Raw genomic sequence first — 12,796 nt, 5'->3', positions numbered from 1 at the left:
ATGACCCATCCGCCGAAGAAGGTGGTGCTCGCTTATTCGGGCGGGCTTGACACCTCGATCATCCTGAAATGGCTCCAGACCGAATATGGGGCGGAAGTGGTGACCTTCACCGCCGATCTGGGCCAGGGGGAGGAGGTCGAGCCGGCGCGGGCCAAGGCGGAACTACTCGGCATCCGGCCGGAGAATATCTTCGTCGAGGATGTGCGCGAGGAATTCGTCCGCGACTATGTCTTTCCGATGTTCCGCGCGAACACGGTTTACGAAGGCCAATATCTGCTCGGCACCTCGATCGCGCGGCCGCTGATCGCCAAGCGCCAGATCGAGATCGCGCGCGCCGTCGGCGCCGACGCGGTCTGTCACGGCGCCACCGGCAAGGGCAACGACCAGGTCCGTTTCGAGCTCGGTTATTATGCGCTGGAGCCCGACATCCGCGTCGTCGCCCCCTGGCGCGAATGGGATTTCGCCAGCCGCGAGCAGCTCATCCGTTTCGCCGAGGAGCACCAGATCCCGATTTCGAAGGATAGACAAGGAGAATCGCCTTTCTCGATCGACGCCAACCTTCTCCATTCCTCGTCGGAAGGGAAGGTGCTCGAGGATCCGGCGCTGGAGGCCCCGGAATATGTCCACCAGCGCACGATCTCGCCGGAGGAGGCGCCGGACAAGGCCACGGTGATCGAGATCGCGTTCGAGGCGGGCGATCCCGTCGCGATCGACGGCCGGCCCTTGTCGCCGGCGGACCTGCTGACCGAACTCAACCGGCTCGGCCACGACAACGGCATCGGCCGCCTCGATCTGGTCGAGAACCGCTTCGTCGGGATGAAGTCGCGCGGGGTGTATGAGACGCCCGGCGGCACCATCCTGCTCGCCGCCCATCGCGGCATCGAATCGATCACGCTCGACGGCGGCGCGATGCATTTGAAGGACGAGATCATGCCGCGCTACGCGAAGCTCATCTATAACGGCTTCTGGTTCTCGCCCGAGCGCGAGATGCTCCAGGCGCTGATCGACCGAAGCCAGGAGTTCGTCACCGGCATCGTCCGGATGAAGCTCTACAAGGGCAACGCCACCGTCATCGGCCGCGAAAGCCCGGTCGCGCTCTACGACCAGGATCTCGTCACCTTCGAGGAAGGGTCGGGCAGCTACAGCCAGCGCGACGCCGCCGGCTTCATCCGCCTCAACGCCTTACGCCTCCGGATCGCCGCGCGGCGCCACCGGTTGTTCGAGGAGCGCCGAAACGGGGCTTGACCCTGACATCGTGGCGCGGGCGATGAAGCGGGGCGGTGGATAGCATCGTCCTTTTCTCTTATGGGTTTAGAGATGGAAACGACCGAGCATAAAAGGCTCCATGCCGACTTCGTCGACGGGCTGTGGCACGCGCACGCCTATCTCGGCGAAGCGCACCACGCCAACGAGCGCCGCACGCGCTGGGTGGTGGCGCTGACGGCGGTGATGATGGTGGCCGAGATCGCCGCCGGCTACTGGACCGGATCGATGGCGCTGCTCGCCGACGGCTTCCACATGGCGACCCATGCCGGCGCGCTGGCGGTGGCCGCGGGGGCCTATGCCTTCGCGCGGCGGCGGGCGCACGATCCCGCTTTCGCCTTCGGCACCGGCAAGGTCGGCGATCTCGCCGGCTTCGCCTCGGCTCTGCTGCTCGCGGTGTTCGCGGTCGGGATCGGCGTCGAATCGTTCCAGCGGCTGCTGGAGCCGCGCGGCGTCGCCTTCGAGGAAGCGACCATCGTCGCCGTGCTCGGCCTGCTGGTCAATCTGGTCAGCGCCTGGCTGCTGTCCGGAGGGCATCACCATCACGGCCATGGCGGGGCGCATGACCGCCATCATCACCACGATAACAACCTCCGCTCCGCCTATCTCCACGTGCTGGCGGACGCCTTGACCTCGGTGCTCGCCATCGCGGCCCTGCTCGCCGGCCGCTATCTCGGCTGGATATGGCTCGATCCGGTCATCGGCATCGTCGGCGCCCTGGTCATCGCGCGCTGGTCTTTCGGGCTGATGCGCGACACCGGCGCGATCCTGCTCGACCGCTCCGACCTCCGCCTGGCCGAGGAAGCGCGCCGCCGCATCGAGGCGGACGGCGATGCTCGCGTGACCGACCTCCACGTCTGGCGGATCGCGCCCGGCGCCCATGCCGGCATCGTCTCGCTGGTCGCCGATCGTCCGCAGCGGGTCGACGATTACCGCGCGCGCCTCGCCGATCTTCGCACCCTCGTCCATCTGTCCATCGAAGTGCATCGCTGCCCGGGGCCGCATTGCCGCTAGCCGAGACGAGCCCGCAAAATAGCGTCGCCCGGGCGATCCGCTCCGTCCTGCTGACCGCCGAGCCGCGCGACAAGGTGCGCCTCGCCCGTACGGCGGCGCGCGCCTGGCGGCGGGGCACGCTGACCCATGACTTCGACGTGGCGATGCCCGACCGGCCGGCCCGGCCCTCGCGCCCCGAGCTTCTGCCCGCCTCGCACATGCCGAAAAGGGGCAAGGGCGGCTCCGATCGCGGCCGGATCGCGATGCTCCATGCGCTCGCCCATATCGAGTTCGGCGCGATCGATCTGGCCTTCGACATGGCCGGCCGTTTCGGCGCGGATTTCCCGCCGGAATTTGTCGACGACTGGCTCTCGGTCGGCGCCGACGAGGCGATGCATTTCGCTCTGCTCGACCGGCGCTTGAGGAGCCTCGGCTCCTTCTATGGCGCGCTGCCCGCGCATGACGGACTGTGGGAAGCGGCGGAGGAAACCGCGCGCGACGTGCTGGCGCGGCTCGCGATCGTGCCGATGGTGCTGGAGGCGCGCGGGCTCGACGTGACGCCGGCGACGGTCGCGCGGTTCGAGGCCGCCGGCGATGCCCGTTCGGCGGCCATATTGCAGCGCATCTATCGCGACGAAATCCGGCATGTCGGCGCCGGAACGAGATGGTTCAAACGGACCTGCGAATCCCTAGGATTTGAGCCGATCCAGCGCTTCCGATGGTTAACGGAACGTCACTTCCGGGGCCACCTGAAGCCTCCGTTCAACGACTCGGCGCGGGGTGAAGCCGGTTTGTCCCGGGATTTCTATTCCGGGCTTGCCCAGACAAGGGATGTTTAACAGTCTCCGGCCACACGTCACGGGGTGGGCAACTTCCTGACGAAAAATACGCCGGGCAGAGATGCCTTTATGTGAGCTTCATGGTCGCCATCATGCGTGGCCGTGCCGACCGCTTTTCTGGTCGCCGGGGATTGTAATGATGAATATGGTTCGGACTGATAACGGCGGAACGGCTTTCAGGTTCCGCAACATTTTCAAACCACGCGATATTTTCTTTCATGACGGCAAAAGCCTGCGGCGCGTCAGCGTCGGCGTTCCGCTCCAGGTGACGGCGGCCCTGGCCGGCCTGTTCCTGATCCTGTGGTCCGCTTTCGCCGCCGCGCAGATCGCCACCGCCCCGACCGTCGATCCCGTCGCGGTCGCCCGGATGGAGATGCAGGTCCAGGCGATGCACGCCGACGTGCAGATGATCAAGAAGGTCGCCGACACGCGCTACAAGCTCACCGTGAAGGAGGTTCGCCGCCTCGGTCTCGATCCCAAGCGCTTCGCCGGCACCGGCGGCCCGTTCGAGGCGGTCCAGCCGCTCCAGTCGGCGTCCAACCCCAAGTTCAAGCAATTGTTCATGAGCTGGAAGAAGCTCGACCAGATCGAGCAGGGCACGATCGCCATTCCCTCGACCGAGCCGGTCAAGGGCATGAGCTTCACCAGCGGCTACGGCGTCCGCTCCGATCCCTTCCGCGGCCGCGCCGCCATGCATGCCGGCATCGATCTCGCCGGCCCGGTCGGCACCAACATCTACGCCACCGCCGACGGCATCGTCGGACGCTCCGAATATAATCGCGGCGGCTATGGCAACCTCGTCGAATTGAACCACGGTCGCGGCATCCAGACCCGCTACGGGCATATGTCGAAGCTGCTCGTGAAGGCCGGCCAGCGCGTCAAGCGCGGCGACATTATCGGCCTGATGGGCTCGACCGGCCGCTCGACCGGCAGCCACCTCCATTACGAGGTCCGCATCGACGGCAAGGCCGTGAACCCGGTCCCCTTCATGCAGTCGAACGATTATCTTCTCGCCGTCCAGCGCCGTGCCGCCGCCGCCACCCGCGTCGCCCAGGGCGGCCCGGCGGGCGCGACCCAATAAGGCTCGGCCCATCGGGGCAAGAAAAGGCCCGCCGGTCGCAAGATCGGCGGGCTTTTTCTTTGTCCCGCTAAGGCCAATTCGCGCACGCGTTGTGCTGTGCTCCTCCCCGCATGCCCGCGGCCGGGCGAAGGAAGGCGCGCGCGTCGCTTGCGCTTGCGTGCATGGCTTGGGCGGGTAGCTTTGCGAAATCCTGGGCGCGGCGCTGAGAGGGGCGTCGTGGCGCGCGCTCCAGCTTAATCGCCAGGCGCTGTCAGAAGCACTGGGTCCCGGCTTCGCCGGCGAACCGGGCGGCCTTACTTGCCCCTCTTCTTCCGGTGCTTTTCGAGATCGAGGACGCTGTTGGCCTCGCCCTCGGGCATCAGGCCGAGGCGGCGGGCGACTTCCTGATAGGCTTCGGCCTCGCCGCCCAAATCGCGGCGGAAGCGGTCCTTGTCGAGCTTCTCGTTGGTCGTCATGTCCCACAGGCGGCAGCCGTCGGGGCTGATCTCGTCGGCGAGGATGACGCGCGAGAAATCATTCTCCCAGATGCGGCCGAACTCCAGCTTGAAGTCGACCAGCCGGATGCCGATGCCGGCGAACAGACCGGCGAGGAAGTCGTTGATGCGCACCGCCATGTCGGCCATGTCGTTCATCTCTTCCTGGCTCGCCCAGCCGAAGCAGGCGATATGTTCGTCGGCGATCAGCGGATCGCCCAGCGCGTCGTCCTTGTAATAATATTCGATGATCGTGCGCGGGAGCTGCGTCCCTTCCTCGATGCCGAGCCGCTTCGACAAAGTGCCGGCGGCGACGTTGCGCACCACCACCTCGATCGGCACGATCTCGACCTGGCGAATGAGCTGTTCGCGCATGTTGAGGCGGCGGATGAAATGGTGCGGGATGCCGATCGTGCCGAGCAGAGTGAAGATATGCTCGGAGATGCGGTTGTTGAGCACGCCCTTGCCGGCGATCGTGCCCTTCTTCTGGGCGTTGAAGGCGGTCGCGTCGTCCTTGAAATATTGGATCAAGGTGCCGGGCTCCGGACCCTCGTAGAGGATCTTGGCCTTGCCTTCGTAGATCTGGCGGCGGCGGGACATGGGCGAAAGCTCCAGGGAAAAGACAAAGGCCCCGGCGCGGCGATTGGCGCGGCCGAGGCGGACGAGCGGCCTATAGTGGATGGGGCGGGTGCGCGCAATCAGCGCGCTCGCACTGGTTGAAGGCGGCGACCTAGCCGGGCGCGAGGTGGCTTATCGTCGACAAAGACATGGTGGCCGCGCTGCAATAAGCGGGGAGGGGCCGCTGAATGAAGGAAGGAATCGGGAAAATGGCAATCATGGCGCGGCCGTTCGACGCGGCCGATTATATCGATACCGCCGCCGATCAGGCGGACCTGCTGAGCGACGCGGTCGACAGCGGCGACCCGCGCTATATCGTCTACGGGCCCTGCGGCGCTCCTTCGTCGGTCCCAAGGAATGCGAGATTACGGGGGTGGATTCTACGCCCGATGGGCGCACCCTCTTCGTCAACATCCAGCATCCGGGCGAGGAGACCGATGGCGCCCGCGCCTGGCCCGCCAGCCAGATTGATGGCGCCGCTTCCTCGCGGCCGCGCCCCGCGACGATCGTAATCACCAAGGATGATGGCGGGGTCGTCGGGCTTTAGCTTGGCGGAGACTTCTCCTAACCTGGGCTTCCAGTAAGGAGGAAATATGAAGACGAGGATTGCCCGCTGCTCGTGCGGCGCCTTGACCGCGACCTGCGCGGGCGAGCCGGAGAGGCGTTCGATTTGTCATTGCCTCGATTGCCAGCGCCGCTCGGGTAGCGCCTTCAGCTTCAACGCGACCTTTCGCGAGGATCAGGTGCGGGTGGAGGGAAAGAGCGCGTGGTTCCACCGTATCTCGGACGAAGGCAATTGGGCACGCTTCCATTTCTGCCCCCGGTGCGGCGCCACCGTTCATTATCAGATCGAACTGCGGCCGGGGATGGTGACGATTCCGGTCGGCGCCTTCGCCGATCCGGGCTTTCCGGAACCTCTCGTCTCCGTCTATGACGAGCGCCGCCATCCCTGGCTGCGCATCGAGACCCGGCAGCCACTCAGCAAGGAATAGCTTTTGGAGCGAGTTCGACCAAGGTCGAATCGCTCCAGGTCCTCCGAGCCGCGTTTTCCGAGCCGCTGGCTGTTCCAGCCAGTTCGAAAACGTTCTAGCCGCCGAAACCTTGGCCGAGGAAGCTGGGCACCGGGCCGTTCCAGCCTTCATCGACCAGCGCCGGCTCCTGGTCACGAGGTTCGGCGGCGCGGGGCTTCTCGTTGCGAGGCCTTTCGGTACGAGGCCTATCCTCCCGCACGGGTTCGGATTCGCGCTTCGGCTCGCGCTCTTCGCTGGCCTTGTTGCGGCTCTGGGGCTCGGCCGACTTCTTGGCGCGGGGCTTACGGGAAGGCTTCTCGTCCGCCGGCTCCGCCGGGGTCGGAGGCGCGGAGCCGTCCATCGCCGGAATCTTCGATCCGATGAGCTTCTCGATCGCGGCGATCGCATCGGCGTCGGCGCTGGTGGCGAGCGTGATCGCGGTGCCGGTCTTGCCGGCGCGGCCGGTCCGGCCGATGCGGTGGATATAATCGTCGGGCTGCCAGGGAACGTCGAAATTGAAGACGTGGCTGACGCCCTTGATGTCGAGGCCGCGGGCGGCGACGTCGGAGGCGACGAGGATGTTGATCTCGCCGGCCTTGAAGCGGTCGAGCTCCTTGATCCGCTCGGGCTGCTCCATGTCGCCGTGGATCGGCCCCGCCTTGAAGCCGCCGCGCCTCAGGCTGGTGGTGAGCTCGCGCACCGTCGTCTTGCGGTTGGAGAATACGATCGCCGTCGTCACCTCGTCGCGGCGGAGCAGGCCGGCGAGCGTGTCGCGCTTCTTGCGCGCGTCGACGCGGAGGAGCCGCTGGTCGATCAGCAGGTTGGACGAGGCCGGGCGCGACACCTCGATCGTCTTGGGGCCGGTCAGGAACTTGTCGGCCAGCTTCTTGATCGGCGCCGGCATGGTGGCGGAAAAGAGCAGGGTCTGCCGCTTGGCCGGCAGCTTGGTGCAGATCTCCTCGATGTCCGGGATGAACCCCATGTCGAGCATCCGGTCGGCCTCGTCGATGACGAGCAGATTGCAGTCGGTCAGCAAAATCTTGCCGCGGCCGAACAGGTCCATCAGCCGGCCCGGGGTCGCGATCAGCACGTCGACGCCCTTTTCGAGCGCCTTCTGCTGGTCGCCCATGCTGACGCCGCCGATGAGCAAAGCCATCGAAAGCTTGTGATATTTGCCGTATTTCTCGAAATTTTCGGCGACCTGCGCGGCCAACTCACGGGTCGGCTCGAGGATCAGGGAGCGCGGCATCCGGGCGCGGCTGCGGCCTTCGGCGAGAATGTCGATCATCGGCAGTACGAAGCCCGCCGTCTTGCCGGTCCCGGTCTGGGCGATGCCGATGATGTCCTTCCCCATCAACACCGAGGGGATGGCGCCGCGCTGGATCGGCGTCGGCTCGTCATAGCCCGATTCCGTCACCGCGCGGAGCAATTCGTCTGAAAGGCCGAGGTCGGCGAAGGTCATGTGGGTTCCGGAAAAAATCGCGCTTTTGCAGTGAAGCCGCTTCGCCGTCGCTTGTGCGCAGCCGATGGTAAATGTCAAGGGAAGCTCAGTCCCGGGGCGCCGGGCGCAGCCTCCTGAACGCCTCGATCTCGCATTGCCCGCCCATGCGTGACCGGATCACGTCGCGGTCGGCGCAAATCTGGCCGTCGGGATTGGGGCTGATATAGAATCCGTAATAATAATCGAGCGCGGGGCAGGCATTCTCAAGCTTGGCGCGGACGCGGCTATTGTCGCGCAGCAGCAGATCGACGCTGCTTTGGCCGAGCAGCGAGGCGCCCGCGATCGTGCCGGCGGCGACGCAGCGCGGCCCGCGGCTCTCCTTCCACTCGACCGGCGAAGGCTTGGGGGGAGCGACCTTGCGGCTGCGCACCGGCACCCGGATGATGATCTGCTGGCGAATCGAGACCTGGGCCAGCTGCAACGGCTCGTGCGCGCCGACGGGCGCGTCGCCGCCGCCAAGGCTCGCCAGCAGCAACGCCACCGCGCTCCAGTCGATCAAGGTGAAGGCTCCATCGCCGGTCGCCTTCCACCGCCGCGCTTGAACGAGCGATTAATTTTGCCGCATCCTCCCGCCGCCGTTACTATCGGGCGCGCACGCCATGTCCAACCCTCCTTCGCCCGCCTTGCTCGCCACGCTCATGGACCGGCTCGGGCCCCGGGGGTTCACGACCGAGCCCGCCGACCTCGCCCCGTGGCTCACCGACTGGCGGCGGCTTTACCGGGGCAGGGCCGCCGCGATGCTGTCCCCCGCCGGCGTCGAGGAGGTTTCCGACATCGTCCGCCTGTGCGCCAGGGAAGGGGTGGCGCTGGTGCCGCAGGGCGGGAACAGCTCGATGGCCGGCGGCGCGACCCCGGACGCGACGGGCGAGGCGCTGTTGCTCTCGATGAGGAGGATGAACCGGCTGCGCTCGATCTCCGCCGACGCCAACGTCGCCGTGGCCGAGGCCGGGCTGATCCTCGCCCATCTCCACGATGCCGCCGCGGAGGTTGGCCGGCGCTTCCCGCTCACCCTCGGGGCGCGCGGCTCGGCGACGATCGGCGGACTCGTCTCCACCAATGCGGGCGGCACGCAGGTGCTGCGCTTCGGCACCATGCGCGGCCTCGTCGAAGGGATCGAGGCGGTGCTGCCCGACGGCTCCGTCTTCAATGGCCTCGCATCGCTCAAGAAGGATAATCGCGGCTACGACATCCGCCAGCTTCTGATCGGCGCCGAAGGCACGCTCGGCATCGTCACCGCCGCGAGCCTGAAGCTCGTGCCCGCGATCGGCTCCCGCTCGGTCGCGTGGGTGGGGCTCGAATCGCCGCGAAAGGCGCTCGCCTTGCTCCGCCTCCTCGACAATGCGGTCGGCGACGCGGTCGAGAGCTTCGAATTGGTGCCGCGCGAGGCGCTGGACCTCGTCCTGCGCCATGTCGCCGGCACTCGCGCGCCGCTCGAGGGCGGCCACGACTGGCATGTCCTCATCGAGGCGGTGGCGCCGATGGTCGCTCCCGATCCGGAGAAGGAACTCGGGCGGGCGCTGCGCGCGGCGCTCAAGATCGGCGTCGCCGAAGATGCCGTGGTCGCCGCCAGCGAGGCGCAGGCCGAGGCTTTCTGGCGCATCCGCGATAGCATCTCCGAGGCCGAGAAGAAGGACGGCCCCGCCGCCAAGCACGATCTCTCGGTAGAGGTCGCGGCGATGCCGGACTTCATGGTGGAGGCCGCGTCCGCCGTGGAAGCCCGCTTCCCCGGCACGCGGCCCTTCGCCTTCGGCCATCTCGGCGACGGCAACGTCCATTTCAACGTGCGCGCGCCGCTGGACGCGGACGAAGCCTGGCTGGGGGGCGAGGCGCCGGCGGTCACCGCCTTCGTCCACGATCTCATCACCGCCGCCGGCGGTTCGATCTCGGCCGAGCACGGCATCGGCCAGATGCGGCTGGCCGAACTCGCCCGCCTTGGCGATCCGACCCGCCTCGCAGCGATGCGGGCGATCAAGAACGCGCTCGACCCCAAGAACATAATGAATCCGGGAAAGCTCGTCCCGCCGCTTGATGCGGCTCAGGAGAGCCTTGCCTAAATCGTGCTTCCTCCATAGACGGTGGCGCTGAAATTCAGCGGCCGGCAGCGGTCGCCTTCATCACCTCTCCTGGAGAATCATCATGGCGACCGCCGCGCCGACCAATCAATTGCCGCTCTTCTACAATGCGCTCGAGCCGCTTTCGAGCACCCAGCACGGCGCGTTCAAGTCGCGTCCGGCGGACAGCGCCGAATTCCTCGCCAAGGCCCATGCGATTCCGATCACGGTCGACGAGTTCGTCGCCTGCCAGCGTTCCTATCCGATCGTCTTCTCGGTCGGCGAAAATCCGGTGCCGCTGGCGCTTATGGGGCTGAACGAAGGCGTCAACGTGTTCGTCGACGAGAGCGGCCGCGTGGCCGGCGACACCTATGTTCCCGCCTATATCCGCCGCTACCCGTTCATGCTGGCGCGTCTTCGCAACGACGCGCAGGAACTGTCGCTCTGCTTCGACCCGCAGAGCGGCCTGGTCGGCGATTATGAGGAAGGCACGCCGCTGTTCGCGGACGGCCAGCCCAGCGAAACGACCAACCAGATCCTCAAATTCTGCGAGGAGTTCGAGGTCTCGGCCCAGCGCACCAACGCCTTCATGAAGGAATTGAAGGAGGCCGGCCTGCTGATCGACGGCGAGGTCTCGATCCAGGCGACCGGCGCCGACCAGCCCTATATCTATCGCGGCTTCCAGATGGTGTCCGAGGAGAAGCTGCGCGAGCTTCGCGGCGACGAGCTCCGCAAGATGAACCAGAACGGCATGTTGCCGCTGGTCGTCGCCCACCTCTTCTCGCTGCCGCTGATCCGCGACCTGTTCGCCAAGCAGGTGGCGCAGGGCAAGGGTCCGCAACTGCCGACCCCGGCGCCGGCCACCGCCGACGCCTGATCTCGAAGCGCGGCTTCGTCGCAGGAGAGGGCGGTTCGGTCGCGCGCGGGCCGGATTTTAACTTTTTATTAACCGTATCGGCGGCGAATGGTTTCCCACGGGGGGATCGTAGCGCGAGAGGCTGATATGATCGTCCTGTTCGACAAGAAGCGCGCGGCCCCAAAGGCGGCCGCCCCGCTGGCGGCGGAGGAGCGCGCCCAGGAGAGCTGGCACAAGGTTGAGGCGATCGCCGACGTCGCTGAAGGGCGGCTGACCGCGGACGAGGCGTGCCGCCGCTACGGCCTCAGCGCCGACGCGCTCGCCACCTGGCAGCGCGCCCTGCAGGCCTTCGGGCTCGACGTCCGGCGCCGGAAGACACCGGACGAGAGCGATTAGCGGCTGGCGCGGCCCGACAGGGCTCGCGCGAAATAGACGGCGCAGCCCTCGGCGAGCGCGGCCGTTTCGCCCCGCGACAGGAAATAGCCGTTGCCGAAGGCCTCGATGAAGCCCAGCGGATCGCCCGAGGCGCCGGCGGCGCGGCAAACGGCGCTATGCTCGTTGATGTCGTCGAGCCGGAAGCGCTTTCCCACCGGCGCGGCGGGAGTCTGCCGGGCGATGGCCTTGCGCGGCGCCGGCGTCGAGGCCTTGCTTGCGATGGCGCGGATCGGCGCCGGGCGCGCCGCTTCGGCACGGGCTTGCCGGTCGAGCGCAGAGCGGTCGATGTCCGGAAGGACGGTGCTGGCGGCGACGAGGCCCAATAGTTCGATAATCATGATTCTGATCCCCCTGAATTCCCACGGTGGGGTGTGGTAAAGGGGATTGGTAAAGATTGGCTTAACCACGGCGGGGCTTGGGGATCGCCGCCTTATGTGCGAGCCTCGATCCTCATGATCGACCGCCGTTCCAGAATCGCTTTGTCTCGTCCCGGCGATCCGTTCGGCAGCGCATCGCGCCGGGCCTGATGGCGGGTCCGCTCCAGGGTCTCCGAATCGTCGAGATGGCGGGCATCGGCCCCGGCCCGTTCTGCTGCATGATGCTGGCCGATCATGGCGCCGAGGTGATCCGAATCGACCGCCCCGGCGGCGCCCGGCCCGGTCGGGCGGGCGATCCGCGGCGCGACGTGCTGTTGCGATCCCGCCGGCACATCGCCCTCGACCTGAAATCGCCGGAGGGGATCGCGGTGGCGCGCGATCTCGCAGCGTCCGCCGACGGGCTGGTCGAGGGGCTTCGTCCGGGCGTGATGGAGCGGCTGGGGCTCGGTCCCGACACCTTGCTGGGCGACAATCCCAGGCTCGTCTATGGCCGCATGACCGGCTGGGGGCAGAAAGGCCCTTATGCCCGGGTCGCCGGCCACGACATCAATTATATCGCGCTGTCCGGCGCGCTCCATGCCTTCGGCCCGGCGGGCGGGAAGCCGACGCCGCCGATCAACCTCGTCGGCGATTTCGGCGGCGGCGGGATGATGCTGGCATTTGGAATGGCGAGCGCCCTCCTTCACGCCCAGCGAACCGGCGAGGGCCAGGTGATCGACTGCGCGATGACCGACGGCTCGGCGCTGCTGATGAGCATGGCCTGGTCGTTCCTGGGGCAGGGGATGTGGCGCGACGAGCGCGGCGTCAACCTGCTCGACGGCGGCGCCCATTTCTACGACAGCTACGAGACGGCCGACGGGAAATATGTGGCGATCGGTGCGATCGAGCCCCAATTCTACGATTTGCTGGGCCGGCGCCTCGGGCTCGACGCCGACCCCGATTTCGAAGCGCAGTTCGATCCCGGGAGTTGGGACAGGCTGCGGGGCAAGCTCGCCGCCTTATTCAAAACGCGCACCCGCGACCAATGGTGCGAACTCCTGGAGCATCGCGACGCCTGCTTCGCGCCCATATTGTCGATGGCCGAGGCGCCGGCCCATCCGCACAATATCGCGCGGGGAACCTTCATCGAGGTCGACGGCACGGTCCAGCCCGCGCCCGCGCCGCGCTACAGCCGAACCGAAACCGCGACTCCTGAGATGCTCGATCCTGAAACGGACGCCTCCGGGATATTGCGCGACATCGGCTATGACGAAGGCCGCATTGCCGCGCTGAAGGCCGCCGGCTCCATCGGCTGAAGCG

Annotated in this window: 14 protein-coding genes; 10 read left to right on the top strand and 4 right to left on the bottom strand. The window is 67.0% G+C overall.

What is annotated here, in order from left to right; all coding sequences use genetic code 11:
* The 4 genes from ACFQRC_RS05225 (at position 1) to ACFQRC_RS05210 (ending at position 4,176) form a co-directional block, all read left to right on the top strand.
* The gene (locus tag ACFQRC_RS05225; RefSeq protein WP_379958543.1) at positions 1 to 1,245 is read left to right on the top strand and encodes an argininosuccinate synthase; all 1,245 of its coding nucleotides are present in this window, start codon (positions 1 to 3) and stop codon (positions 1,243 to 1,245) included.
* Between the two features lie 72 nt (positions 1,246 to 1,317).
* The gene (gene dmeF / locus ACFQRC_RS05220; protein WP_379958540.1) at positions 1,318 to 2,277 is read left to right on the top strand and encodes a CDF family Co(II)/Ni(II) efflux transporter DmeF; all 960 of its coding nucleotides are present in this window, start codon (positions 1,318 to 1,320) and stop codon (positions 2,275 to 2,277) included.
* A complete protein-coding gene (locus tag ACFQRC_RS05215) occupies positions 2,268 to 3,095 on the top strand; it encodes a ferritin-like domain-containing protein (protein WP_379958537.1) in 828 nt (275 codons plus the stop codon). The genes dmeF and ACFQRC_RS05215 overlap by 10 nt, the downstream gene beginning before the upstream one ends.
* Positions 3,096 to 3,231: 136 nt before the next feature.
* Complete coding sequence (locus tag ACFQRC_RS05210; RefSeq protein WP_379958534.1) at positions 3,232 to 4,176, top strand: M23 family metallopeptidase; 945 nt, start codon at positions 3,232 to 3,234, stop codon at positions 4,174 to 4,176.
* Positions 4,177 to 4,469: 293 nt separating this feature from the next.
* On the opposite strand, the gene purC is transcribed toward ACFQRC_RS05210, so the two are convergent.
* Positions 4,470 to 5,249, bottom strand: coding sequence for a phosphoribosylaminoimidazolesuccinocarboxamide synthase (purC, locus tag ACFQRC_RS05205; RefSeq protein ID WP_379958532.1), 780 nt, complete (start codon positions 5,247 to 5,249; stop codon positions 4,470 to 4,472).
* 79 nt (positions 5,250 to 5,328) lie between these two features.
* Between purC and ACFQRC_RS05200 the strand changes: the two genes are divergently transcribed.
* Positions 5,329 to 5,814, top strand: a complete 486-nt coding sequence (locus ACFQRC_RS05200; protein ID WP_379958530.1) for an alkaline phosphatase PhoX — start codon at positions 5,329 to 5,331, stop codon at positions 5,812 to 5,814.
* A 46-nt stretch (positions 5,815 to 5,860) separates the two neighbouring features.
* Positions 5,861 to 6,259, top strand: coding sequence for a GFA family protein (locus ACFQRC_RS05195; RefSeq protein WP_379958528.1), 399 nt, complete (start codon positions 5,861 to 5,863; stop codon positions 6,257 to 6,259).
* Positions 6,260 to 6,353: 94 nt separating this feature from the next.
* Here the strand turns inward: ACFQRC_RS05195 and ACFQRC_RS05190 are convergent, their stop codons facing one another.
* The gene (locus ACFQRC_RS05190) at positions 6,354 to 7,739 is read right to left on the bottom strand and encodes a DEAD/DEAH box helicase (protein ID WP_379958526.1); all 1,386 of its coding nucleotides are present in this window, start codon (positions 7,737 to 7,739) and stop codon (positions 6,354 to 6,356) included.
* A gap of 85 nt (positions 7,740 to 7,824) precedes the next feature.
* Positions 7,825 to 8,277: a hypothetical protein gene (locus ACFQRC_RS05185; protein WP_379958524.1), complete on the bottom strand. Its 453-nt coding sequence runs from the start codon at positions 8,275 to 8,277 to the stop codon at positions 7,825 to 7,827.
* A 100-nt stretch (positions 8,278 to 8,377) separates the two neighbouring features.
* Between ACFQRC_RS05185 and ACFQRC_RS05180 the strand changes: the two genes are divergently transcribed.
* From ACFQRC_RS05180 to ACFQRC_RS05170, 3 genes are all read left to right on the top strand, one after another.
* Positions 8,378 to 9,832, top strand: coding sequence for an FAD-binding oxidoreductase (locus ACFQRC_RS05180; RefSeq protein ID WP_379958521.1), 1,455 nt, complete (start codon positions 8,378 to 8,380; stop codon positions 9,830 to 9,832).
* An 82-nt stretch (positions 9,833 to 9,914) separates the two neighbouring features.
* Positions 9,915 to 10,706 carry a SapC family protein gene (locus ACFQRC_RS05175; protein ID WP_379958518.1) on the top strand — a complete coding sequence of 264 codons (792 nt, stop codon included), beginning with the start codon at positions 9,915 to 9,917 and terminating at the stop codon, positions 10,704 to 10,706.
* A gap of 126 nt (positions 10,707 to 10,832) precedes the next feature.
* A complete protein-coding gene (locus tag ACFQRC_RS05170; protein ID WP_379958516.1) occupies positions 10,833 to 11,081 on the top strand; it encodes a DUF1153 domain-containing protein in 249 nt (82 codons plus the stop codon).
* Here ACFQRC_RS05170 and ACFQRC_RS05165 read toward each other — a convergent pair.
* Entirely contained in the window at positions 11,078 to 11,458 is a 381-nt protein-coding gene (locus ACFQRC_RS05165) for a hypothetical protein (RefSeq protein ID WP_379958514.1), read from the bottom strand. The two genes, ACFQRC_RS05170 and ACFQRC_RS05165, sit on opposite strands and share 4 nt — an antisense overlap.
* Positions 11,459 to 11,646: 188 nt before the next feature.
* Between ACFQRC_RS05165 and ACFQRC_RS05160 the strand changes: the two genes are divergently transcribed.
* A complete protein-coding gene (locus tag ACFQRC_RS05160; RefSeq protein WP_379958512.1) occupies positions 11,647 to 12,792 on the top strand; it encodes a CaiB/BaiF CoA transferase family protein in 1,146 nt (381 codons plus the stop codon).
* Positions 12,793 to 12,796: the final 4 nt, after the last annotated feature.

It is taken from the genome of Enterovirga sp. GCM10030262, from assembly GCF_042666435.1.
Taxonomy (GTDB): Bacteria; Pseudomonadota; Alphaproteobacteria; order Sphingomonadales; family Sphingomonadaceae; genus Allosphingosinicella.
This window is presented reverse-complemented; position numbering and strand designations above follow the sequence as displayed.

What these genes read in the sequence shown, in the direction of transcription:
- ACFQRC_RS05170 (WP_379958516.1), top strand. Translation starts at nt 10,833, where the DNA reads ATGATCGTCCTGTTCGACAAGAAGCGCGCGGCCCCAAAGGCGGCCGCC.
- ACFQRC_RS05200 (WP_379958530.1), top strand. Translation starts at nt 5,329, where the DNA reads ATGGGGCGGGTGCGCGCAATCAGCGCGCTCGCACTGGTTGAAGGCGGC.
- ACFQRC_RS05210 (WP_379958534.1), top strand. Translation starts at nt 3,232, where the DNA reads ATGATGAATATGGTTCGGACTGATAACGGCGGAACGGCTTTCAGGTTC.
- ACFQRC_RS05225 (WP_379958543.1), top strand. Translation starts at nt 1, where the DNA reads ATGACCCATCCGCCGAAGAAGGTGGTGCTCGCTTATTCGGGCGGGCTT.
- ACFQRC_RS05165 (WP_379958514.1), bottom strand. Translation starts at nt 11,458, where the DNA reads ATGATTATCGAACTATTGGGCCTCGTCGCCGCCAGCACCGTCCTTCCG.
- ACFQRC_RS05195 (WP_379958528.1), top strand. Translation starts at nt 5,861, where the DNA reads ATGAAGACGAGGATTGCCCGCTGCTCGTGCGGCGCCTTGACCGCGACC.
- ACFQRC_RS05190 (WP_379958526.1), bottom strand. Translation starts at nt 7,739, where the DNA reads ATGACCTTCGCCGACCTCGGCCTTTCAGACGAATTGCTCCGCGCGGTG.
- dmeF (WP_379958540.1), top strand. Translation starts at nt 1,318, where the DNA reads ATGGAAACGACCGAGCATAAAAGGCTCCATGCCGACTTCGTCGACGGG.
- ACFQRC_RS05175 (WP_379958518.1), top strand. Translation starts at nt 9,915, where the DNA reads ATGGCGACCGCCGCGCCGACCAATCAATTGCCGCTCTTCTACAATGCG.
- purC (WP_379958532.1), bottom strand. Translation starts at nt 5,249, where the DNA reads ATGTCCCGCCGCCGCCAGATCTACGAAGGCAAGGCCAAGATCCTCTAC.
- ACFQRC_RS05180 (WP_379958521.1), top strand. Translation starts at nt 8,378, where the DNA reads ATGTCCAACCCTCCTTCGCCCGCCTTGCTCGCCACGCTCATGGACCGG.
- ACFQRC_RS05160 (WP_379958512.1), top strand. Translation starts at nt 11,647, where the DNA reads ATGGCGGGTCCGCTCCAGGGTCTCCGAATCGTCGAGATGGCGGGCATC.